The following is a 21666-nucleotide window of genomic DNA, read 5'->3' as shown; positions in this document are numbered from 1 at the left end:
GCGGGCCCGGGCCGTACGAATGTCATGCGGCGGGAGCCAAGGCTGGCCGGCTTTCGTCGACGAAAAGCATGGGGTGAGAGTAAGCGCTAAAGCGCCAACTCTCGTCGACCGCGAAGCATGGGACGAGAGTAAGGCGCTAAAGCGCCAACTCTCGTCGACATTGGAGACACATCATGTCCTCATCCGCAGCAACCGCAACGGCCCAGCTCCCGCCGAACAGCGACGGCATCTGGTACGCGTCGTATCCGCCCGGCGTGCCGCACGAGATCGACGTCACGCAATACGCATCGCTCGTACAGTTCTTCGACGAATGCACGACGCGCTTCGCCGAGCGGGTCGCCTACGTGAGCGCAGGCGCATCGATGACCTACCGCACGCTCGCGCAGAAAGTCGAAGCGTTCGCGTCGTATCTGCAAAGCACCGGCGTGAAGCCGGGCGACCGCGTCGCGATCATGCTGCCGAACACGTTCCAGTACCCGGTCGCCCTGTTCGGCACGCTGAAGGCCGGCGCGATCGTCGTCAACGTCAATCCGCTCTATACCGCGCGCGAACTCGCGCACCAGCTGAAGGACAGCGGCGCGCAGACGATCGTCGTGTTCGAGAACTTCGCGCGCACGCTGCAGGAAGCGTTGCCGGAAACGCAAGTGAAGAACATCGTCGTCACCGCGCTCGGCGACCTGCTCGCCGACGGTTTCAATGCGAAGGGACGCCTGATCAACTTCGTGCTGAAGCACGTGAAGAAACTGGTGCCTGACTACAGCCTGCCGCAGGCGATCCGGCTGCGCTCCGCCCTCGCGCTCGGCGCGCGCGACAAACCGCAGCCGGTGCAGACGACACGCGACGATCTCGCGTTCCTGCAATACACCGGCGGCACGACCGGCGTCGCGAAAGGCGCGATGCTCACGCACGGCAACCTGATCGCGAACCTGCTGCAGGCCAAGGCGTGGATCGCCGATCAGGTGTCGGGCGACGTCGAGACCGTGCTGACACCGCTGCCGCTCTATCACATCTATTCGCTGACGGTGAACGCGTTCATCTTCATGGGGCTCGGCGGGCGCAACATCCTGATCGCGAACCCGCGCGACATGACGATGGTGATGAAGATCATCCGCAACGAAACGTTTACCGGGATCACCGGCATCAACACGCTGTACAACGCGTTCCTCGACAACGAGGAATTCCGCAAGCGCGACTTCTCGCAGCTCAAGCTCGCGATGGCGGGCGGGATGGCGATGCAGCGCGCGGTCGCGGAGCGCTTCCAGCAGGTCACGGGCCGGCCGGTCGTCGAAGGCTACGGGCTCACCGAATGCTCGCCGATCGTCACGATGAATCCGGTGAACCTGAACGACATGGCCGAATTCAGCGGCTCCATCGGCCTGCCCGCTCCGTCGACGCTCGTGCGCTTTCGCCGCGAGGACGGCACTTGGGCCGCCGTCGGCGAGCCGGGCGAGCTGTGCGTGCACGGTCCGCAGGTGATGCGCGGCTACTGGCAGCGGCCCGACGAGACCGCGAAGGTGATCGACGCCGACGGCTGGCTCGCCACCGGCGACATCGGCGTGATGGACGAGCGCGGCTTCATCCGCCTCATCGACCGCAAGAAGGACATGATCCTCGTCTCGGGCTTCAACGTATATCCGAACGAGATCGAGGAAGTGCTGGTGATGCATCCGGGCATCAGCGAAGCCGCAGCAATCGGTATCCCGGACGAAGTCCAGGGCGAACGGATCAAGGTCTTCGTCGTGCGCCGCGACCCGGCGCTGACGGTCGACGACGTGCTCGCGCACTGCCGCAAGAACCTGACCGGCTACAAGATGCCGAAGTTCGTCGAGTTCCGCGACGCGCTGCCGCAGACCAACGTCGGCAAGATCCTGCGCCGCGCGCTGCGCGACGAGGAACTCGCCAGGATCAAGGCCGCGAAACAAGGCTGAACGACGCATCGCTCCGGGAGACACTGTCGATGAACGAGGGAAACAAACGCCGCGCGACGCATACCGCCGCCGCAGTCGCCTGCATGCTGTTGCTCGCGCAGCCGGGCCTGCATGCGCAGGAAACGGCCGATGCCTCGAGCACGACCCAGGCGGCCGCCCTGCCGGCGGAGCTGGCGAAGGTCACGCACGAGCCGCTCGCGCAGCAGGCTCGCTGGCTGCGCACGGCCGCCCAGCGCGGCATGCTCGCGCAACTCGACGATGCGACGCTGACGACGCTGTTCAAGGCGCTCGATCCGCTCGCCGTGCCGCTCTATATCCGCAATGGTCCCAACGGCTATCCGTCGTACCAGTTCACGATGGTGCGGCAGGAACGCATCAGCGGGAAATGGTCCGACACGCCCGATCGCATGCTCGTCAAGACCACCCGCGAGCCGCTGCGGGTCTATGCGAAATGGCTGCCGGGCGGCGCGCATGCGGGACAGGAGACGATCTACGACACGACCCAGCGCAAGGACGAGATGTACGGCCATCTCGGCGGCCTGCTCGGCAAGATTCCGTTGTGGACGGCGCTCGACGGCGCACTCGCACGCGCGCAGTCGAATCACCAGGTGAAGGATCTCGGCACCGAGTTCATCACGAACCTGTACCTGACCGAAGGGAAGAAATACCAGGAAGCCGGCGTGCAGCGGCCGACGCAGGTGGAAGCGAAGACGATCAGCGGTGTGCGCGTCGTCGCGCTCACCTACGAGACGCCGACCGGCCGGCCGCAGTTTTACGCGAAGAAGGAAACGCTCGGGCTCGACCTGCACGCGCCCTACTTCCGGACCGTCGAATCCTATGACAACGACGGCAAGATCTTCGAGCGGATCATCATCGAGAAGATCGCGCCGGCAACGCTCGACGAATCCGCGTTCGACCCGAAAAACCCGGACTACGCGTTCTGAGCGTCGACGGCGCGCCGCATGTCGCGCTCAGTCGTCGTCATCGTCGTGGTGGTGCTTGTGCCAATGCTTGTAATAGTGCCTGCGCCATTTCCGGTAACGGTCGTCGTCCTCGTCGCCGTAGTAGCCGTATCCGTAACCCGGATACGCGACGACCGCCGGCTGCGGCGCCACATAGACCGGTGCCGGCTCGACATAGACTGGTGCGACCGGCACGCCGATGCCGACCGACAGGTCGACGTGCGCCATTGCACTGGCGGAAGCGAGCAACGCCACACTCCCGATCGATACCGCCAATCCCCTCTTGTTCATGTTTCCCTTCCCTGATCCGCCGGCCTGCCCGGCACGCGCGATGAAGATAATCCGGCCGCGCCAGGCCAGGTGCTACGCCGTTGCGAGAGTCGTAACGCGACGTAACGAAACGGCGCTAGCCATTTGGCCGAATCGCGAAAACGCGCTGGAACGTCTATAGTGGGTTACGGTTCGACACAATCACGACCGCGCGCGGGTGGAACGAACAGGGTAAAATCCCGCCAAACACCTGGTGGGCGACCACGCCATCCACACGCACAACATATTCTCTGACGCAGGCTCCTGCCGCACCTCAATGGCCAATCCCGCAGAATCCCATCCGCAAAACGACTTCATCAATTCGGCGCGCAAGGAACGTAAGCGTGTTGAAATCTATCTCGTCAACGGCATTCGTCTGACGGGGTGTATCGAGTCGTTCGACCAGTACCTGGTGATGCTGCGCACCCCCGTGGGTCTGCAAGGCATCTACAAGCGTGCGATTTCCACGATCCAGCTCGATACGGGCGGCTCGCGCCCGGGCGGCGGCGGCCCCCGCGGCCCGCGTACCGGCGGTCGGCCGGGCGGCCGCGAAGGCGGCGGTCACAGCCCGTACGGCTCGCATGGCGGCTCCCGCGAATCGCGCGGCGACGGCGGCTACGGCTCGCGCGAGCCGCGTGAAGGTTACGGCTCCCGTGAACCGCGCGAAGGCTATGGCTCCCGCGAACCGCGCGAGGGTTATGGCGCGCCCCGCGAAGGTTACAGCGCCCCGCGCGAACCGCGTGAAGGCTACGGCGCGCCGCGCGATGCCGGTGACGCATCGGGCAACACGTCGCAGTCCGATACACGCGGCGGCAACGGGCCAGTGATCGTCACGCGGCGCCGGCGAATCGTGCCGGACGGCCAGTAAAACAAAAGGGCAAGCCAACCGGCTTGCCCTTTTTCCTGGTGGGTCGGCGCGGCATGTCGCCGCACCGGCCGTACCGTGATCGCTCAGTGTGCCGTCGCCGGCAAGCCTGCATTGGCCTCGCGCTGCAGCGAACGCACCTGCTGCTGCAATGCGCGCAGTTGCGACTGAAGCTCCGCCTGCTGCGCCTGCAACGCCGCCGTTTCATTGCGGACGCTCTTCTGGCGATCCACGACCGCAGCCTGCTGCTCGCGTGCGATGGAGATGTCGGCCTGCAGACGCCGCGCCCGCTCCTGCGTGAGCGCGATCTGCCGGTCCATCTGTGCCTTCTGCGATTCCAGCTTCGCCGCACGCAATTCGTTGACGGCCAGCCGTTCCGCCTGATGCGAGAAATCGCGATAGACCGCTTCCGCCCGCGTTTCGTCGTAAGTCTTGATCACGCGCCAGAACGCCTTCTGCTGGAACAGCGCGACGAAATAGGCACCGTCCTTCACGCTGAACAGCAGGCTCGCGCCGTAGCTGCCGTTATAGCTGGTGCGCATTTCCGTCAGCGAATGCGCCTGGATCTGGCGCTGCAGCTCGTCAACCGTGCTCGGCCCGGTCGTCTCGCCCGCCTGCGGCTGCACCGACGTTTGAACCTGCTGATCAAGCACCGGAATCGCCGCTACCGGGGCCGACGCCTGCTGCACCGCCGGCGCTCCATTGCCTGCCAATCCCTGCGCGTACGCGCCCTGCACGCCTCCCATCATGGCGAGCAACACGCACGCCCGCCCCAACCCCGTCATATGGCTCATGAATTTTTATTCCCGCCCGTGTCGTTGTAATTCAGCGCGATTTTATCTCATTAATTACTCGCTTTCGCGGGTCTCGGGCTCTTCGTCGAATATCTGATATTTACGCATCTTTTCCCACAACACCTTGCGGCTGATGCCGAGCTGCAGCGCCGTATCCTGGCGCCGCCAACCGTTTGCGTCGAGCGCCGCGATCACGCGGCTGCGCTCGTTCATGTCCCACTTGCTTCGGTCGACGAAGACTTCCGCCGCGCTTTCCGCCGGCACCGGCTGCGCCGAGTTGCGCGCATGCGCGACCAGCCGCTGCAGCCGCGCCGCATCCCAGCCGCCCGTCTGCCGCACCGTCACGCCGACGCGCTCCGCGAGGTTGCGCAGTTCGCGCACGTTGCCGGGGAAATAGCTGTCCGCGACCGCGTCCGCGAGCCAGTAAGGCAGATCGGACAGCTGCGCGAGCCGCTCGTCGCCCACCACTTCCGCGACGAACGACTTGAACAGCGCGATCTTGTCGACCGCGCCCCGCTCCTCCAGCGACGGAATGCTCAGCTCGATCACCGCGAGCCGATAGTAAAGATCCGCGCGGAACAGGCCGTCCTTCACGAGCTGCGGCAGCTTCTTGTTGCTGGCCGCGACGAGACGAAAATCGACCTTGAGCGGCGTCGTCGCGCCGACCCGCAGCACGGCGCCGTCCTCGAGCACGCGCAACAGCTTGACCTGCTGGTACAACGGCAGGTCACCGACTTCGTCGAGGAACAGCGTGCCGCCCGCCGCCTGTTCGAAATAGCCTTTATGCGCAACAACCGCGCCGGTGAACGAACCTTTCGCATGCCCGAAGAACAGCGATTCGAACAGGCCGTCAGGGATCGCACCGCAGTTGACCGGCACGAATTCGCCGTTGCGATAGCGCGAATGCTTTTCGTGGAGCAATTGCGCGATCCGTTCCTTGCCGACGCCGGTTTCGCCGTGCAGCAGCACGTTGGTGTCGCAGTCGGCGAACGTGTCGACTTCGTGCAGCAGCGCCTGCATCGACTCCGAGTGCGCGACGAGTTCGGACGGCTGCAGCGTTTCGGCCGCGTGCGCGCGCAGCTGCGTGACGAGCTTGCCGATCATCCCGCGCAGTTCGGCGCAGGTGAAGTCGAGCGGCAGAATGTGCGAATAGTCGGGCGGATACTGCGATGCGTCGTGGTCGCGCGCCGCGCCGACCCAGACGACCGGCATGCCGATGTTGGCTTGCCAGTCGCGCAGGAACGCCGCGCCGGTTTCAATCATCGTCACGCTGATGATCGCGAGCGATGGCCGCAATGCGGCGCGCTCCGGCGAGATTTCCGCATTGTCGGCGCGGATCACTTCGACGTCGAAGCTCGCCATGCAGCGGGCAACGCGGTCGACAATGTCCGCCTTGCCTTCCCAGACGTACAGATCGAGTTCTGCGATTGCGGGCGTGTTTCTCATTGTTGATGCTTTCAATGAACGATTTGCGGGGCGTTGCAAGTCAGGCTGTGTTGTATCACGGTCAGCTGGCCGATTTGCAATCCTAACGCCGTCAACAACGGCGTCACTAACGTGTTGATCAACGGATTGACGAGCCCAAGAAGCAAAGGAATGAGCTGTCCAGTGAGTGGCTGAAGAATCTGGGTCAAAATCGATAGATCGAGCCCCAAGACGCTGAGCTGGAGCGACGGTCCGTTCAACAGATTGGTCAGTTGCACGTTGAGCGAATTGGTTGCTGTCGACGACGTGGTCCAGTTGGGCCCCGGGGACCATGCGGACGACGTGCAAGCACCATTACCCGGCTTGGTATTGCAGAACGAGTATTGCGAACTGTTCGGATAGAGCGTCCCTGTCCCAGTTAGCGGCAAGCTGGCGTTCAGCGCACCCGGCGTCGAAGGCAATGGCGGCCCGCTGTAGATGGGCGTACCGGTGCTGCTCCCAACGTACGCTACGGGGTTCGATACCGACAACACGATTTGCAGAAGCGAAAAATTGCCAAGTAGCCCCCCGCCCGACAGCTTCGCAACGGGAATCGTGCCCGAGGTGGACGCACAGCTCGGCGAATTGAGGTTCAACTTTCCGCCGGTATTTTGTCCAGCGCAAATCATCGCCACGCCCGGCAACGCGCCGAACGTCGCGGTGCTCGATGCAGGGGTCGATTGGCAACTCGTATTGGCCAGCCAGGCGCGACCTGGGCCTCCCAGAATGATATAGAGAGGCAAGTGCGGTCCCGTCAGCTGAAGTGTCAATAGGCCGGAAATTCCAAGCGGTGGCGGATCCGACAGTGCTTGCACATCGACGTAGAGTCCAATCTCCGCTTGCGACGCCTGCGTGCGCCAGATGCCGTTCACTTGTCCGGCTTCGCCAATTCCGATCGACGGCGGCGCCAGCACCTGCAATTGCAAGCTATTGACTTTAACCAGCGACGACACCGCCGAAATAAGCGGACAAAACGCACTGCCGGGGCAGTTGGCTTGACTGACCGACAGCGTCAGCGCGCTGTTGTACGCGCCGATCTCCGCCGTCGTGAGCAACAACTGAAGCACATTGATGCTGGCGTTCGCCGCCGCCTCCGCATTGCCGCCCGAGTATTGAAGGAGACTCCCCAAAGAGATCTTGTTGACATTGACATTGGCGCCAACACTATTCTTCAACGCGGTGAGTACAGTGCCGACCGTGGTATTGCTGCCCACCGCCGTGGCGGCAAGGCTCAGGATATCCGATACGGTCAGATTGAGACCAAGCAACTTCCCGATGCTCGCTGGACTCGACATGCCCGCCGTGCCAAGTTGGGTCGCGACGGTTGCCAACTGCCCTAGCGTGACGTTCGCCCCGGCCAAGGCCTGGTAATTCGCCAGGCCCACATTGACGTTGGTCGTGGAGCCCAGCAATCCTGTGAGTAGCGGATCGAGTATTGCAGACGAGGAGGTATTCAGGTTCGCAAGCGTCGAACCCACGCTAAACGTGTCGATCGCCGCCGCACGTGCGGTAGCCGTCGCAGAGACAACGGCCTGCCGCCCGCTCAATTGGTTCAGCAGCCCCAGGAAGAAGTAGTTCACCTGCCGGTACGCAGTAACCTGAGCCGCATTCGCCAACGCCGACGCCGGCGTCACGTAAGCGGTCGACGAATCCCACCTGCCGCAGCTGACGGCAATCTGGTCGTTTCCCGCGGTAGGATTTGCCGTAGCCGTGGCGCTTATCAACGTAAACGCATAACCTTTGTCGTTGATGTTCGCACTCGACGTCACATTGTTTTTGGCATCGCTCAGGCAGCCGCTCGGATCGCTCGTCATCGGTTGCACTGCAGCCAACGCGGCCAGGTCCACGACCCTCTGCAGATCCCGCTTCTGCAAATACAGATTGGCGATGTCGATCACCCCGAGCACGACGATCGCGACCATGACCCAGATCGCTGCCATGACAACGATGGAGCCACGCTGACGTCGTTTCCCAGGCCAGCGAGCGTCGCGCCGCCGAGCCCCACGTGCTTGATCTGCGCGCATCGTCATCTCGCTTACTGCGCACTCTGCCCATTACCCGACATGCCGCCGGCCGAACTACCAAGCTGCGTGCTCATCGACTGCGGAATCTTATTCTTGAACGAATCGAGATAGCGTTGATAGACCAGTGACGCCACGTCGCCGAGCATCGGCTGCGTGGGTGCCGCCGCGCGATTGTCTCGTTGCATCGAAAGCCACTCCTTCGTCGAGCGGTCGACGTCGGATGCGGCCGGTGTCGTAACCTGTTGCGCATGTGCGGCTAGCGTACCCATCGCCATGATCGCGCCCAGCACCACAATGCGACCCGCAAGCGCGTCGCGATAATGTTTATTGTTCATGTCGTTCCCCGCCTGTCTGTTCATTGTGCAAACCGTTGCAGCAGCGGCACGGTCTGGTCATAGCCGAAATTGTTTGCCATCGGCGTAATGGGTGCGGTCGCGGCGCGCCGCGACACCACCGGTGGCGTCGCGACCGCACGCTGCTGCGCACGTGCCGCAGCTGCAATTTTTGCGGCATCGCCAAGGATGTCCTTGCGGATATCCGCCGGCAAATGCTGCTGGTTCATCAGCCGCTGCGCATCTTGTGTGCGCCCCGCAGCGAGCAGATACAGCGTGAGGTTGCTGACGATCTTCGGATTGCGTTGATCCAGCTCCGCCGCCTTCATCAGCGGCACCCGCGCGCCGACCACGTCCCCGTTACGCAATTTTGCATAGGCGAGATCGGACAGCAGCGACGCATCCGTCGGCGCGAGTTCGGATGCCTGCGTCAGTGCCTGTACCGCCCGACCGAAATCGCCGGCCGCACCAGCGATCAACCCAAGCCCCCGATAACCGCGCGCGGCGAGCGGCGTCGTCAGCAACTGCGTATAAGCTGCGGCGCTGGCAGCCGGCTGATCGGTCATGCGGAGTGCGTCCGCCCGCAGCAAGATCGTGTCCGGCGACACGCCGTATGCCTTGTCGTAAGCGTCGATGTGCGCAAGCGACGCGTAATAGAGACCCTGTGCCTGCATTCGCTGGATCAACCCGAGATACATCGCGGGCGTATCCGGCACCGCCTGTTTCTGGTCGGCCGCCTGAATCAGCGCCGCGCGCTCGGCCTGTGCACCGACACCGTACCCGCTTTCCTTGGTCGCGCAAGCGCCAAGCAGCAGCACCGCTGCCGCCATACTTGCGTGCATCGCCATCCTGCTGATCCGCTTCATCGTCTTTCCTTCCACCCATCAATGATGCGCCGACAGCGCATGCATTACCGCCAGAAACCCGGGGCCAGCCGTCACGATCAACAGGGCGGGCAACAGCGTCAGCACCATGACCCCCGTCATCTTCACGGTCAGTCGACCGATTCGCTCGCGAAGCATCGCGCGGCGCGTCTCGCGCAGCCGGTCGCCGAACTGCTTGAGCGGCTCCTGTACCGCGCCGCCGTGCTTGTCGACCTGCACCATCAATCGGGCAATCGCGCGCAAGTCCTCGTTCTCGAATCCGCTCGACAACCTCTGCATCGACTGATCGCGCGTGCGGCCCGCCGCGAACTGACGCTGTGCGATTCCAACCTCGGACGACAGCACCGGCATCATCCCGCGGAAATCGTTCGTCACCACCTGAAGGCTTTGATCCAGCGACAACCCGACACCCTGCAACAGGCGCAGCATGTCGACGAACAGCGGCAGTTCATCGACGACGCTTTGGCGACGGGCTGCGGCACGGCGCCGCACGAAAAGCTTCGGCAGCATGAAGCCGAGCGCGAATGCCGCGAATGTCCCGATCATCCAATGTCTGCCCTTCAAGTGCCCGCTGGCGAATATCGCGAACAGAAGCGGCAACGCAATCCCACACGCAATCCGCGCGCTGAGGAACAGCCCGCGCGTGCGCGTGTCGACGTAGCCGCATTGCTCGAGAATACGGCGATCTTCTTCCGCGACGATGTGTTTCCCGAATCCGGTATCGAGCCAGCGCATCCCCGCCGCCGACAATCGGTCGAGCATGCGCTCGATACGTTGGCGGCCTCGCGTGTCCGGTTTCGCGCTTGCGCCATCTTCCGCCGTCGTCCGCACCTTGGCCGCTTCGAGCGCTGCCATACGTCGATCGAGCGCGTCGGCCAGCGCACGTTCGGCACGCGACGCGGCACTCGCCCGCCGCAAAGCGCCCATTCCAAACAACAGCACGCCCAGCGCGCCGAGCGCCAGAGCAACCGATCCGATCTGAGTTGCCGTCATCGCATCACCTGAGTCGAGCCATTCGATACAACCACACGCTACCCGCAATCTGCAGCAGGAACGCGAGGACGAGGAGCATTCGTCCGCCTGGATCAATCCACATTCCTTCCAGGTATTTCGGATTGGTCATCACGACAAAACTGCCGATCCCGATCGGCAGCATCACGAGCACGAATGCCGATAGCCGCGTCTCTGCCGACATCGCCGTCAGTTCGCGCTCCGCCTGCTCGAGGTCGCGCATGAACACGGCCATGCGTTCGAGCATCACGTCCGCACGACCGCCATACTTGACCGACAGGCGCAGCACCGATCCGAGAAGTTCGAATTCCTGTGTCCGGTAGATCTTCGCGATATGGAGCATTGCGCGATCGATCTCGACACCCGTACGCAACATCCGGGACACGTGATCGAGACACCCGCGCAGAGGTTCCTCCGTCGTCAGCAGTGCAGCCTGAAATGCGGCCGGCACGCTGTTGCCAAGCGTCACCAAGCGCACGATCCCGTCGAGAAACGACGGGATCTGCCGGACGATTTTCAATCGCCGCCGCTGGATTCGCGAGGTCAGCCAGATACCAAAAATCGCACTGCCGCAGACAAGCGCAGCGAGACATGCGAGCGCGCCGCCGCGGCTGCCTGCAAGCCCCGAAATCACGACGAGAACTGCTAGTGCGACGATCGCCTTGCCGCGTGCGTCTTCTATCCCGGCACGGTTGACGAGGTTGGTCAGATACTCCGACGCGATCGCATACCAGTGCGCCCAGAAAGTGCGAGACGTCGCATTGCGCGCGCCGCCCGATGGCGACATGGGCCGCGACGCAGCCGGTCCCGCAGGTCTCGCAGCCGGTGCGGCCGCGCGCACGCCGGGTTCGAGCCGACTGTCGATGAAGCGCTTCGCATCGGTGCGCACGCGCCGGGTTTCCGCGTGTCGCCATAGCATCAGTGCCGATGCAACGCAGAGCATCGCGACCGCGAGCATCCACATCATCGCGCTATACATTGAAGCCCCCGCCGCGACCGAAACCGCCGCCGCCAAAGCCACCGCCGAACCCGCCGCCACCCATTCCGCCGTTCGTCAACGTCTGACGGAAACGCGCGAGCTTCGGCGAATGCGGATGGATACCCAGCGATTCCCAGTGATCGACTTCCTCGCCCTCCGGCGTCACACGCGCCTCGTAGCGATACAACTCCTGCGTCGCGATGATGTTGTCGGACAAGCCGGTCACTTCGGTGATCGACAGAATCCGGCGGCGTCCATTCGACAGCCGGCCGATCTGCACGATGAAGTCGATCGCGTTCGCGATCTGGCGGCGCAGGCTCGACTCGGTGCCCTGGAAGCCCGCGAAACCGGCAAGCATCTCGAGACGGTACAGGCACTCGCGCGGCGAGCTCGCGTGCACGGTGCCCATCGAGCCGTCGTGGCCCGTGTTCATGGCTTGCAGCATTTCGAGCACTTCGCCGCCGCGCACTTCGCCGACGATGATCCGATCCGGACGCATCCGCAGCGTGTTGCGCAACAAGTCGCGAATCGTTACGACGCCGGTACCGTCGAACCCGCCTGGCCGGCTTTCGAGCCGCACGACATGCGGGTGGTTCAACGACAGTTCGGCCGTGTCCTCGATCGTGACGACACGTTCGACCTCCGGAATATGGAATGCGAGCGCGTTGAGCAGCGACGTCTTGCCCGAACTCGTGCCGCCGGACACGAGCACGTTGCAGCGTGCCTCGACTGCCGCCTCGAGCAGCGCCCCGATCTCTTCGTTGTACGTGCCGTTGCCGAGCAGGTCCGAGGGCTTGAGCGGATCCTTGCGGAATTTCCGGATCGACACGATCGGGCCGTCGATCGACAGCGGCTCGATCACGACGTTCACACGTCCGCCATCGGGCAGTCGCGCGTCGACCATCGGGTTCGACTCGTCGAGACGGCGCCCGATCGGCGCAAGGATCCGGCGTACGATGCGCAGCAAATGCGCGTTGTCGGTGAAGCGTACCGGCAGCTTCGCGAGGATCCCGTGGCGCGACACATACACGTCGTTGTAGCCATTGATCAGGATGTCCTCGACTGCCGGATCCGCAAGCAGATCCTCGATAGGCCCGAAGCCCGCGAGCTCCTTCGTCAGCGCTTCCGCGATCGCACGCACCTCGTTCTCGTTGAGCGGAATGCGGCGCAGGCGCACGAAGCTGTCGATCTCGAGATCGACGAACTGGTTGATCGCCTGGCGGGACCATCGGCCGAACTCGGCGCCCAGTTCCTCGATGCGCGTCAGCAAATGCTCGTGCGCGGCATTCTTGATGTCGTGGAATTGCTGCGTCTGGGAGAACGGCGCTGCGCCGTCGGCGAATTGAATGTCGTGTGCCATCGGTTATGACCGCTTGGACGAGGGTTGAATGAAACGTTTGAGCGCGGACAAGCCCGGCGTGGCGCGCGACGCGCCTGCCATGCCCGATACACCGGGTAGCCGCGCGGCGAGAGATTCGAGTGCGCGGACATACGGATCGCGCTCTGCCGCATCGACGATGAGTCGCCCCTGGTTCGCGGCATGGCCGATCGCGACGCGACGCGCGGGCAAGGTGCCCACCAGCGCCAAGCCGAGACGCTCGGCGATCTGCCCGGGCATCAGGTTCAGCGCGGGATCGTACTGGTTGACCACGAGCTTCACGCGGTCGGTGTCGACGCCCGCATCGCGCAGACCGGTGAGCAGGTCGGCCGCCGACACGATCGATGCAACGCCCTGATCGCACACGAGCCACGCCTCGTCGGCCGATGCTGCGATCTGCGTGAGGAACTCGCGATTCGAGAACCCGCCGAGATCGACGACCTGCTGGTCGAAGAACGCGCGGAAGCGATTCAGCAAACCGATGCAGGACGCATACGACACGTCGCGCAGCCCGCCGAGGTCCGGCGGCAGCGTCGTCAGTGCGACGCCGCTCTGGTGCCGCGTGAGCGCGGTGTTTACGAACGTGCGGTCAATGCGGCGCAAATTCTGCACGGCGTCGATGAAATGGAATTCGCAGCGCGTGTTCAGGAACAGCGCGCCGTCACCGGCCGGCAGACCCAGATCGATCAGCGCGGTTTGACGGCCGGCCGGCGCGCCGCCGTCCGGGCCGCCCGTCGCTCCCGGGCCGAGCGCCCGCTTCTGCAGCCAGACCGCGAGATTCGCGGCAAGCGTGCTGACGCCCATGCCGGCACGCGCCCCAAGCAACGCGACGACCTTGCCGTGGCGGCTCGCCGGCTCGCTGACGTGGGACAGCAACCCCCGCGTCGTCCGCAGTGCATCCTCGGCCGATGCCGACACGTCGATGAAATCGCGCACGCCGGCCCGCAGTGCGGCAAGCGTGCTCTCAGGCTGGGCAAGTGAGCCGAGCGCAACGATGGGCAATCCAGGATGCGCCGCACGTACCGTGGCAGCAGCTGCGCTCGCCGCATCGCTGCGCTCGGAGAAATCGATGAACACGAGGGCCGGATTGAGCCCTGTGATGCGCTGCGCAAGCACACCCGGTTCCAGCGATACAGCCTCGACCGTCCCGGCCGACGTCAGCGTATCGGCCAGCCAGCGCACATGCGCTTCCTTTGTCGATGCACAAACGAAGTAGTCGGTCACGGCGGGTTCACACAATGATTGGATTCGTGCATTCATGTCGAACACCCCCGATTACGCAAGGCGTAGCGATGTGCCGCAACGCGCAATGCTTCACATTCATTTCGAAAACCCCGGTGCCGCATCCGGCGACGCCGCGCCGCCCAGGTAAGAGCGCCAGACCGGTCCGTCACGCTGCTCGGACAACTCGCCGGGCGTAGCCGGCAGTACTGCCCCCTTCGCGATCGGTGCGACGAGATGCGGTGTCACGATGATCAGCAGTTCCTTGTCGTTCTGCTGGTAGTTCAGGTTCTTGAAGAACGTGCCGATGATCGGCAGGTCACCGAGCAGCGGCACCTTGTTCACATTCGACATCGTCTGGCGGTCGATCAGGCCGCCGATCACAAAGCTCTCGCCGTCACCGAGTTCGACCGTCGTATCGGCACGACGCGTCGTGATGCCCGGCACGGCGACGCCGCTGATCGTCACGCTGTTCACGAAGTCGAGCTGGCTCGATTCCGGCGCGACCTTCAGTGCGATCCGGTTCGGCCCCAGCACTGTCGGTGTCAGCGACAGCCCAACGCCGTATTGCTTCCACTGGATCGCGGTCGAACCGAGCCCCTGCGGCGACGGCACCGGGATCTCGCCGCCGGCGAGGAAGCTGGCGCTCTGGCCGGACAGTGCGACGAGCGTCGGCTCCGCAAGCACACGTGCCATGTTGTTCGCTTCGAGCAACGACAGGTCGGCAAAAATGCCACGTCCCGCTGCGTTTACAACCAGATTGAATGCGGACGCCACCGGCGCGCCGAGCGTCGGAATGTATCCCGCTGTGCCCGGGCCCGATCCGCCGTTATACGACTGCACACCACCCGGCGAGAACGAGCCGAACGAAAAGCCGTTGCTCTGCTTGAAGAAGTTGAAGCCGACTTGCTTGAGCACCGAGCGGCTGAATTCGACCACGCGCACATCGACCTGCACGACGTTCTTGCCCGCCAGCGTCGAACGATCGATCACTGTGCCTTTCGGGCTCATGTTCTTGGCGACCGCGGCGGCCCGTTCGTGAGCGTCGAGCGATGCCGAGGTGCCCCGCAGCACCGACGTCCCGCCGTATGCCTTCACCTGCGGCATCGACCCGTCGAGTACCGCATGCGCCGCCGCGTCGACGACTTCGACGCTCCAGACCGTCGGCTCGTCGTGCCCGCGCTCCCACAACATCACGTTCGTGGCACCCGGCGCTTTCGCGGTCAGCAGCACGGAACCGGAACGACTGCCCTTCATGATCAGCACATCGGCGACCGCCGGATCGCCGACGGCGACCCGCTGCAACGCGCGGCCGGCGGAAATCTGCCGCTGCGCGCCGACCGCGAGTTCGATCGTGCCGCTCGCGCTTGCAATGGAGGCGAATGTCAGGGTCCAGAGGGCAATCACGAATGCAGTCAGTGTGTTTTTCATTGTTTGTTCGACCGTCACACGGCCTTTACTGTCGTCGCTGATATCGAAGGCCATCGATGTTGTTCAATACGAAACCGTTTCCGACCGGCCGCCGCGGATCACCTCGATACCGCCCCCGCCTCCGTTGCCGCCTGACCGCACCGCCAGCGGCGGGCGCGACGGTAGTGGCGGCACATTCACGTTGGCCACTGCGGTCCTCGACGTACCCGACAGCTGTTGCAGCGATACGCCGACCGCCGCAAGTGCCGACGGCGAGAGCTTGTTGTCCGTGCGCACCGCCACCGTCTGCGTCGCAAGCTCGTCGTCGCGCGGGTTGCGCAGCGCGAGCGTCAGCCGGCCGCTCGACTCGCCGAGCGTCAATGCATCGACCTGTGCGGTCGGTACCGCGAGTACCGCGATGCGCGTGCTACTCGGCTGACCGTTATTGCCGTTCGTGTTGCTGCCGCTGTCACGTTCCGGCGTCGCGTCGCCGAACGACAGCACGCGCACCTTCGACATCAGGAGCCGCGCTTGCGTCTGCGAAACTTCGCCGTCGAGCAGCGCGCCGCTCGCTTCACGCTTCAGGTTCACGAATACATCGACGAAGTTGCCCGGCCGCAGGCGGTTGCCGACGGCATTGGTCTCATCGACACGAATCGCAATCGCGCGCTCGCCCGGCTGAACATCCTCGGCGAGCCCGGACACCAGTGCGTCCGACACGACCGGGGCCGACGCCGGGATGTCCCTCGCAGGAACGCGGCCTACCAGAGTGGCCGGATCGTCAAACGCACCTGCCGGCGCAGGAGCAATCGGTTGAACCTTCAATGCATCGGCGGCAATCGGCTGACCAACCGGCAGCGCGCGCATCGCGACGACCACCGGTGCCGGGCTCGCAGCGACGGCCTGTTGTGCAGGGACCGGACGCGACGAACTGCGCCCAAGCATCCATGCATAGATTCCGAGCAGAACAGCGATCGCAATCAGCAACCCCGCGATGATTTTTGTCAGATTGTTGGCCATGTTGATGTGGGAATGCCGGAATCAGTTTCTGGAGCGTGGCAACGGTCGGGTGATTCGATTCAATAGGTATGCGACTCAAAGCATGCTGGGTTGAACCTGCACGGTCGCACTGCTCTGCAACTGCGGCGCATTGAATATGAATATCCACGGAATCAGCGGATTCGCCGCGTATGAATAGGTCGTCGTCACCATCACGTTGAAGGAGGAGGTGGACGTAGAGGCGAATGATGTCGCGCTACAGGTCACGCCAGGCGTCGAGGTCGGCACTGGCACCGACGTGGAGACCTGTGCAGCGAATTTGACGTTCTGCGACCACGGGGTGCCGCCCAGTGCTTGCGTCACGGCATTCCGTGCACTGACCTGGAGCCGGTCGCACGGCGCCGACGTGTAGTTCAACGCGGCGCGCGCGCCTTCGGAGGCCGCGAATGTCAGGCTTTGCTGGATGATGAAAACCATCCCGAACGTGACGATCGCGTAAAAGATCAGGAAGAACAAAGGAAATACGACAGCGAACTCGACCGCCGCCACCCCCCGTTGCCGCCGCCATACGGACGGCTGGCGCGTTTGCGTTCCCCGAGCCATCACATTCCCCTCACATACACAAGATGCAAAAGCCACACGGCCGCGGGGATCACGAGAAACGCCGCGTAAGGCGTGGCTCGGCGGCCGCCGAGTGTCATCGTGGGTGTAGCGCGCTTATACAGTGCGGAAACCGACGTCCGCGACAGAAGCATTACCCAGAGCGCGTGAATGCCTGCGGCGAGGCTCCCGACAATCCAGAGCCACAACAACGCCGGCGCACCACACCATGCACCCAATACGGCGAATACCTTGACGTCGGCCGCACCCATGACGCGCAATGCGAACAAGGGGAAGAAGCAAACGAGCCCCACAGCCGCACCAACCAATGATTGAGTCAGCGAAATTCCAAATGGATTTCGACCGATGGCCGCGGCCACCAAAGCGCCGACCAACCCCGCGACAACGAGCGAGTTTCGAATACGCCGAAAGCGGATATCGCCAGCCGCGACGAATGCCGCCCAGCCCAGGAATGCCCCGATGAAGATAAGACGAGCCATCACGTCGCGATCTACCACGACTAGGACAGCGGGCGAATTACGTCAATAATTCGCCCGCCGCGCAGCCGCAAGGCAATATTCGGAACCAGCAGTTTTTCTTATCCCGTAGTAGTCGTCGCGCCCGACCAGCACGTGGCGCTCGGCGACGAGACACAGGTTCCGATTTTCGAGAAGGTGCTGCTGAGATTGGACCCCACCGTCGAGGCGCCTGCGATGATGGCTACAGCAATCAGACCCGCAATCAGCCCATACTCGATTGCGGTAACCCCGTCTTCTTCCTTGAGGAAGCGCTTGATAAGTGCTTTCATTTTTAAATTCCTCGTGCCTGTATGTACGTTTTTTGGCCTTTTATACGTTGTACATCCCCCGTATATCTGGCCCTTGCCCCGCGCCGTTCGTTATCTGTGTAACGACAACCGGGTGCGCTTTCTTTATATGTCACCCCGAGGGGTAAGTATCACAATTTGATGGAAGTTAACATTCGCGATAGTGACCCTCCTCGAACGTCGTGTACCGACCCGTACATTTCCTTACATCTGCTCCGGATTCTATATCCGATCCTATTTAAGTTCCAACCTCTTTCAAGACCGGGTCGAAAAAACTTTCCGGGAGCACAACGCATTTGTACGGCGTTTCGGTACGACTTACACATAGGATTTACGATAGGTTAGATGTGCACACCTAATCCACCAGTAAAACACCAGACCGCCCGCGGGCCCTGTACCGGCCCCACGTTACGCCGCACGCGTAACGCCAATGTTGTGACGTTACGTTACGAAACGGCCGAAACCGTTCTCATCTGACTGCTTTTAAACAGTTTCAACAATCTTTCAATTTCCCAAAATCCCTTTTCCGACAAGGAATTGCATCGTTTAAAACCAATCGTCGAACCGACGGCTCTCGAAATGGCACGACAGTTGCAGAGTAATCCCCGCATCACTCAACACAACATCAATTGCAATGCGAGGACGAAATGGACATTCAGGTTATCCCTCATGGCACGCTCCGGACGACTATGATCGCGGCCACCGTGGCAGCCATGCTTTCCCTCTCCGCGTGCGGCGGCTCCGGTTCCATCAGCAAGGGCCTCAGCGGCGGCTCCAGCTCCGGGGGCGCCGACTCCATCTCCACGTCCGGCGGCGGCACTTCGGGCGGCACGTCAGGTTCGACGAGCGGCGGCACCTCGGGTAGCACCAGCGGCTCGACCAGCGGCAGCACGAGCGGTTCGACGAGCGGCAGCACCAGCGGAACGACGAGTGGAACGTCCAGCGGTACGAGCGGCACCTCCGGTGTGTCGGCGAACCCGGTGGGGAGCGTCCTCGCAAAGGGCGGCAACGTCATCACGAGTCTCGGCGGAACCGTGTCGAACCTCGGCAGCACCGTCGCGAGCCAGTCGCTGCCCGGCGTCGATCCGGGCACGACGCAGGCCGCAGGCGGCATCATCCAGCACGTCGGCGGTGCGGTCACGGCGCTCGGCACTGGCGTGGGCGACGGCCTCGGCCAGCTCGGTGCGGCGAAAGACCCGGTCGGCGTCACGGTCGCCAGCACGGGCGGCGTCGTCAACCAGCTCGGCGGCGCGGTCACGCAGACCGGCAACCTGGTCACGAGCCTCGGCAGCGGCCCGCTGTCGCCGCTCGCCCCTGTCACCGGCGCCGTCGGCGGCCTCGTGACGCAAGTCGGCAACGCGGTATCGAACGGTGGCACCACGCTGTCCAACGCGCTGTCGACCGGCCCGATCCAGCAGGTCACGCAGACGGTCAGCTCGGCCATCACGCCGATCACGACGATGGTCGGCCAGACGACGCAGACGATCGGGACGGCCACCGGCCTCGGCGCCCCGGTCAACACGCTGCTCGGCACGATCGGCAACGGCCTGAACCAGGGCGGCGCGCTGATCGCATCGACGGGTGGCAACCCCGTCACGACCGGCCTCGGCAACACCGTCTCGTCGACCGGCAATACCGTGAAGGCTGTCGGCGGCCTGCTCACGGGCAGCACCGGCGGCGCGACCAACCCGCTCGCACCGCTCACGGGCCTCCTCTCGACTGTCGCCGGCCCGCTCGGCGGCGCAACGGGCGGCACGAGCGGCGGCCCGCTCGCTCCGATCACCGGCCTCGTCTCCACCGTCACCGGCACACTCGGCGGCGCAGCCGGCGGCACCAGCGGTGGCCCGCTCGCTCCGGTCACGGGTCTGGTCTCCACCGTCACCGGCGCACTCGGCGGCGCAGCCGGCGGCACCAGCGGTGGCCCGCTCGCTCCGGTCACCGGCCTCGTCTCGACCGTCACCGGTGCACTCGGTGGCGCAACTGGCGGCACGAGCGGCGGCCCGCTCGGCCCGGTCACGGGCCTCGTCTCCACGGTCACCGGCGCGCTCGGCGGCGTAACGGGCGGTGGCAATCCAATCGCCGCTCCGGTCCCCGCGGTCACCAGCACGGCCGGCGCACCGTCACTGAGCGGCACCACGGGCGCCGTCACGAACTCGGGCTCGGGTTCGAATCTGCTCGCACCTGTCACGTCGCTGATCGGCGGCCTGCTCGGCGGCACGCACGGCAAGTAATCAGACATCCATTCATCGACAAGACAGCGAGGAGTCCATCATGTCCCAGCAACGTTCCATCACGACGGTCGCCCTGCGCCAGTGGCGCATGCCCCTCACCGCACTCGCCGCTGCGTGCCTGCTGGCCGCCTGCGGCGGCAACAGCGTCAGCACGCCGCCGACCAGCAGCAACGGCGGCGGCTCCAGCGGCACGAGCGGTACCAGCGGCACGAGTGGCACCAGCGGTACGACGAACGGCACCAAGGGCGTCGTCAGCACGGTCGGCCAGACCGCGACCGATCTCGGCAGCACGGTCGGCAACATCAGCGTGCCTGGCCTCGGCGACGGCGTGACGAAGGGCGTCGGCAGCACCATCTCGAGCACCGGCACGATCGTCGGCGCGGCTGCCGATGCGTTGAGCAACGGGCTCGGACAGACCGGCACGATCAAGGACCCCGTCGGCACGACGGTCGCCGGCCTCGGGAACGTCGTCGGCGCGACGAGCAACACCGTGTCCGGGCTGAGCTCGACGGTCAAGGCGCTCGGCACGGGGCAGCTCTCGCCGCTCGCCCCGGTGACGACGCCGGTCGGCACCGTGCTCGACACCGTCGCCAACGGTCTGACGGCCGCCGGCACGACGATCGGCTCGACGCTGTCGTCGGGTGCCGTGCAGCAAGTGACGCAACCGCTCAGCTCGGCAATCACGCCGCTGGTGATCACCGCGGGTCAGGTCACGCAACAGGTCGGCACGACCACGGGCCTTGGACAACCGGTATCGGGCCTGCTCGGCCAGGTGGGCGGCGCAATCAGCTCGGCGGGCAAGCAGGTGGCCAGCACGTCGAATCAGCCGCTCGTCGGCGATGTCGGACAGCTCGTCACCACGGTCGGCAACACCGTGACCAACGCAGGCGGCCTCGTGAACCCGAACGGCCCGAACGGTGCGGCACCGATCCCCGGCCTGATCACGAGCCTCGTCGGCGGCTCGACCACGACCGTCCAGAACGGCCCGTCGTCGGGTTCCAGCTCGACGAACCCGCTCGGCGGCCTGCTGTCCGGCCTCGGCTCGACGCCGCTCGGTTCGCTCACGGGCGCGGTCGGCGGCGCAACGGGCAGCTCGGGCAGCAATCCGCTCGCGCCGGTCACGGGCCTCGTGTCGACGGTCACGGGCACGCTCGGCGGCGCGACGGGTGGCGCAGGCGGGGCAAACCCTCTCGCGCCGGTCACCGGTTTGCTGAATACTGTCACCGGAGCAGTGGGCGGTGCGGCGGGATCCGGGGCTTCGTCGAATCCGCTCGCGCCGGTCACGTCGCTCGTCGGCGGCGTGTCGGGGACGGCATCGTCGGGCAACTCGACGGGCCTCCTGGCGCCGGTCACGGGGCTGCTGGGCACGCTGGGTAGCGTCGGCAAGTAAGGAGGACAGTCGCGCCTTTGCAGCCGGAGCGGGAGGCGCGGCCGTACAAAACACAACCG

20 protein-coding genes are annotated in these 21666 nt (G+C 64.3%); 5 read left to right on the top strand and 15 right to left on the bottom strand.

The annotated features are described in order from the left end of the window. Nucleotides 1-173: 173 nt before the first annotated feature. Entirely contained in the window at nucleotides 174-1928 is a 1755-nt protein-coding gene (locus ACVK00_RS30580; RefSeq protein WP_284891623.1) for an AMP-binding protein, read from the top strand. Nucleotides 1929-1957: 29 nt separating this feature from the next. Beyond that, nucleotides 1958-2872, top strand: a complete 915-nt coding sequence (locus ACVK00_RS30575) for a DUF1571 domain-containing protein (RefSeq protein ID WP_284891625.1) — start codon at nucleotides 1958-1960, stop codon at nucleotides 2870-2872. Nucleotides 2873-2899: 27 nt separating this feature from the next. Here ACVK00_RS30575 and ACVK00_RS30570 read toward each other — a convergent pair whose 3' ends face one another. Beyond that, the gene (locus ACVK00_RS30570) at nucleotides 2900-3181 is read right to left on the bottom strand and encodes a hypothetical protein (protein ID WP_166721521.1); all 282 of its coding nucleotides are present in this window, start codon (nucleotides 3179-3181) and stop codon (nucleotides 2900-2902) included. A gap of 295 nt (nucleotides 3182-3476) precedes the next feature. On the opposite strand from ACVK00_RS30570, the gene hfq reads away from it, so the two are divergent. Beyond that, nucleotides 3477-4067, top strand: a complete 591-nt coding sequence (hfq, locus tag ACVK00_RS30565; protein ID WP_166721569.1) for an RNA chaperone Hfq — start codon at nucleotides 3477-3479, stop codon at nucleotides 4065-4067. An 83-nt stretch (nucleotides 4068-4150) separates the two neighbouring features. Here hfq and ACVK00_RS30560 read toward each other — a convergent pair whose 3' ends face one another. The 14 genes from ACVK00_RS30560 to ACVK00_RS30495 form a co-directional block, all read right to left on the bottom strand. Next, nucleotides 4151-4858 (bottom strand): DUF2968 domain-containing protein, encoded by a 708-nt coding sequence (locus tag ACVK00_RS30560; protein ID WP_284891627.1) that lies wholly within the window; start codon nucleotides 4856-4858, stop codon nucleotides 4151-4153. Nucleotides 4859-4912: 54 nt separating this feature from the next. Then, complete coding sequence (locus ACVK00_RS30555) at nucleotides 4913-6304, bottom strand: sigma 54-interacting transcriptional regulator (protein ID WP_166721519.1); 1392 nt, start codon at nucleotides 6302-6304, stop codon at nucleotides 4913-4915. An 11-nt stretch (nucleotides 6305-6315) separates the two neighbouring features. Beyond that, complete coding sequence (locus tag ACVK00_RS30550; RefSeq protein ID WP_284891629.1) at nucleotides 6316-8346, bottom strand: pilus assembly protein TadG-related protein; 2031 nt, start codon at nucleotides 8344-8346, stop codon at nucleotides 6316-6318. A gap of 11 nt (nucleotides 8347-8357) precedes the next feature. Then, on the bottom strand, nucleotides 8358-8681 hold the full coding sequence (locus tag ACVK00_RS30545; protein ID WP_284891630.1) for a DUF3613 domain-containing protein: 324 nt from the start codon (nucleotides 8679-8681) through the stop codon (nucleotides 8358-8360). Between the two features lie 20 nt (nucleotides 8682-8701). Further along, on the bottom strand, nucleotides 8702-9544 hold the full coding sequence (locus ACVK00_RS30540; protein ID WP_284891631.1) for a tetratricopeptide repeat protein: 843 nt from the start codon (nucleotides 9542-9544) through the stop codon (nucleotides 8702-8704). An 18-nt stretch (nucleotides 9545-9562) separates the two neighbouring features. Further along, complete coding sequence (locus tag ACVK00_RS30535; RefSeq protein ID WP_284892799.1) at nucleotides 9563-10555, bottom strand: type II secretion system F family protein; 993 nt, start codon at nucleotides 10553-10555, stop codon at nucleotides 9563-9565. A 4-nt stretch (nucleotides 10556-10559) separates the two neighbouring features. Next, nucleotides 10560-11552 (bottom strand): type II secretion system F family protein, encoded by a 993-nt coding sequence (locus ACVK00_RS30530; protein ID WP_284892801.1) that lies wholly within the window; start codon nucleotides 11550-11552, stop codon nucleotides 10560-10562. Further along, the gene (locus tag ACVK00_RS30525) at nucleotides 11545-12912 is read right to left on the bottom strand and encodes a CpaF family protein (RefSeq protein WP_284891632.1); all 1368 of its coding nucleotides are present in this window, start codon (nucleotides 12910-12912) and stop codon (nucleotides 11545-11547) included. The genes ACVK00_RS30530 and ACVK00_RS30525 overlap by 8 nt, the downstream gene beginning before the upstream one ends. 3 nt (nucleotides 12913-12915) lie before the next feature. After that, nucleotides 12916-14190, bottom strand: coding sequence for a fimbrial protein (locus tag ACVK00_RS30520; RefSeq protein WP_284891634.1), 1275 nt, complete (start codon nucleotides 14188-14190; stop codon nucleotides 12916-12918). Between the two features lie 60 nt (nucleotides 14191-14250). Next, a complete protein-coding gene (locus ACVK00_RS30515; protein ID WP_284891635.1) occupies nucleotides 14251-15582 on the bottom strand; it encodes a type II and III secretion system protein family protein in 1332 nt (443 codons plus the stop codon). Between the two features lie 63 nt (nucleotides 15583-15645). Continuing rightward, complete coding sequence (cpaB, locus tag ACVK00_RS30510; RefSeq protein WP_284891636.1) at nucleotides 15646-16581, bottom strand: Flp pilus assembly protein CpaB; 936 nt, start codon at nucleotides 16579-16581, stop codon at nucleotides 15646-15648. Nucleotides 16582-16656: 75 nt separating this feature from the next. Then, nucleotides 16657-17163, bottom strand: coding sequence for a TadE/TadG family type IV pilus assembly protein (locus tag ACVK00_RS30505; protein ID WP_284891637.1), 507 nt, complete (start codon nucleotides 17161-17163; stop codon nucleotides 16657-16659). Next, a complete protein-coding gene (locus ACVK00_RS30500) occupies nucleotides 17163-17660 on the bottom strand; it encodes an A24 family peptidase (protein ID WP_284891638.1) in 498 nt (165 codons plus the stop codon). The genes ACVK00_RS30505 and ACVK00_RS30500 overlap by 1 nt, the downstream gene beginning before the upstream one ends. 98 nt (nucleotides 17661-17758) lie before the next feature. Next, nucleotides 17759-17968: a Flp family type IVb pilin gene (locus ACVK00_RS30495; RefSeq protein WP_284891639.1), complete on the bottom strand. Its 210-nt coding sequence runs from the start codon at nucleotides 17966-17968 to the stop codon at nucleotides 17759-17761. Nucleotides 17969-18633: 665 nt separating this feature from the next. Between ACVK00_RS30495 and ACVK00_RS30490 the strand changes: the two genes are divergently transcribed. Next, entirely contained in the window at nucleotides 18634-20217 is a 1584-nt protein-coding gene (locus ACVK00_RS30490; protein ID WP_284891640.1) for a collagen-like triple helix repeat-containing protein, read from the top strand. Between the two features lie 40 nt (nucleotides 20218-20257). Then, a complete protein-coding gene (locus ACVK00_RS30485; protein ID WP_284891641.1) occupies nucleotides 20258-21607 on the top strand; it encodes a collagen-like triple helix repeat-containing protein in 1350 nt (449 codons plus the stop codon). The last annotated feature ends 59 nt before the right edge of the window (nucleotides 21608-21666 follow it).

It is taken from the genome of Burkholderia sp. PvR073 (genome assembly GCF_054055695.1).
Note: the sequence above shows the minus strand (reverse complement) of the source record. Positions and strands in the feature narration are given on the sequence as shown.

What these genes read in the sequence shown, in the direction of transcription:
- ACVK00_RS30540 (WP_284891631.1), bottom strand. Translation starts at nt 9,544, where the DNA reads ATGAAGCGGATCAGCAGGATGGCGATGCACGCAAGTATGGCGGCAGCG.
- ACVK00_RS30505 (WP_284891637.1), bottom strand. Translation starts at nt 17,163, where the DNA reads ATGGCTCGGGGAACGCAAACGCGCCAGCCGTCCGTATGGCGGCGGCAA.
- ACVK00_RS30520 (WP_284891634.1), bottom strand. Translation starts at nt 14,190, where the DNA reads ATGAATGCACGAATCCAATCATTGTGTGAACCCGCCGTGACCGACTAC.
- hfq (WP_166721569.1), top strand. Translation starts at nt 3,477, where the DNA reads ATGGCCAATCCCGCAGAATCCCATCCGCAAAACGACTTCATCAATTCG.
- ACVK00_RS30530 (WP_284892801.1), bottom strand. Translation starts at nt 11,552, where the DNA reads ATGTATAGCGCGATGATGTGGATGCTCGCGGTCGCGATGCTCTGCGTT.
- ACVK00_RS30560 (WP_284891627.1), bottom strand. Translation starts at nt 4,858, where the DNA reads ATGAGCCATATGACGGGGTTGGGGCGGGCGTGCGTGTTGCTCGCCATG.
- ACVK00_RS30555 (WP_166721519.1), bottom strand. Translation starts at nt 6,304, where the DNA reads ATGAGAAACACGCCCGCAATCGCAGAACTCGATCTGTACGTCTGGGAA.
- ACVK00_RS30545 (WP_284891630.1), bottom strand. Translation starts at nt 8,681, where the DNA reads ATGAACAATAAACATTATCGCGACGCGCTTGCGGGTCGCATTGTGGTG.
- cpaB (WP_284891636.1), bottom strand. Translation starts at nt 16,581, where the DNA reads ATGGCCAACAATCTGACAAAAATCATCGCGGGGTTGCTGATTGCGATC.
- ACVK00_RS30570 (WP_166721521.1), bottom strand. Translation starts at nt 3,181, where the DNA reads ATGAACAAGAGGGGATTGGCGGTATCGATCGGGAGTGTGGCGTTGCTC.
- ACVK00_RS30515 (WP_284891635.1), bottom strand. Translation starts at nt 15,582, where the DNA reads ATGAAAAACACACTGACTGCATTCGTGATTGCCCTCTGGACCCTGACA.
- ACVK00_RS30550 (WP_284891629.1), bottom strand. Translation starts at nt 8,346, where the DNA reads ATGCGCGCAGATCAAGCACGTGGGGCTCGGCGGCGCGACGCTCGCTGG.
- ACVK00_RS30535 (WP_284892799.1), bottom strand. Translation starts at nt 10,555, where the DNA reads ATGACGGCAACTCAGATCGGATCGGTTGCTCTGGCGCTCGGCGCGCTG.
- ACVK00_RS30485 (WP_284891641.1), top strand. Translation starts at nt 20,258, where the DNA reads ATGTCCCAGCAACGTTCCATCACGACGGTCGCCCTGCGCCAGTGGCGC.
- ACVK00_RS30495 (WP_284891639.1), bottom strand. Translation starts at nt 17,968, where the DNA reads ATGAAAGCACTTATCAAGCGCTTCCTCAAGGAAGAAGACGGGGTTACC.
- ACVK00_RS30580 (WP_284891623.1), top strand. Translation starts at nt 174, where the DNA reads ATGTCCTCATCCGCAGCAACCGCAACGGCCCAGCTCCCGCCGAACAGC.
- ACVK00_RS30490 (WP_284891640.1), top strand. Translation starts at nt 18,634, where the DNA reads ATGGACATTCAGGTTATCCCTCATGGCACGCTCCGGACGACTATGATC.
- ACVK00_RS30525 (WP_284891632.1), bottom strand. Translation starts at nt 12,912, where the DNA reads ATGGCACACGACATTCAATTCGCCGACGGCGCAGCGCCGTTCTCCCAG.
- ACVK00_RS30575 (WP_284891625.1), top strand. Translation starts at nt 1,958, where the DNA reads ATGAACGAGGGAAACAAACGCCGCGCGACGCATACCGCCGCCGCAGTC.
- ACVK00_RS30500 (WP_284891638.1), bottom strand. Translation starts at nt 17,660, where the DNA reads ATGGCTCGTCTTATCTTCATCGGGGCATTCCTGGGCTGGGCGGCATTC.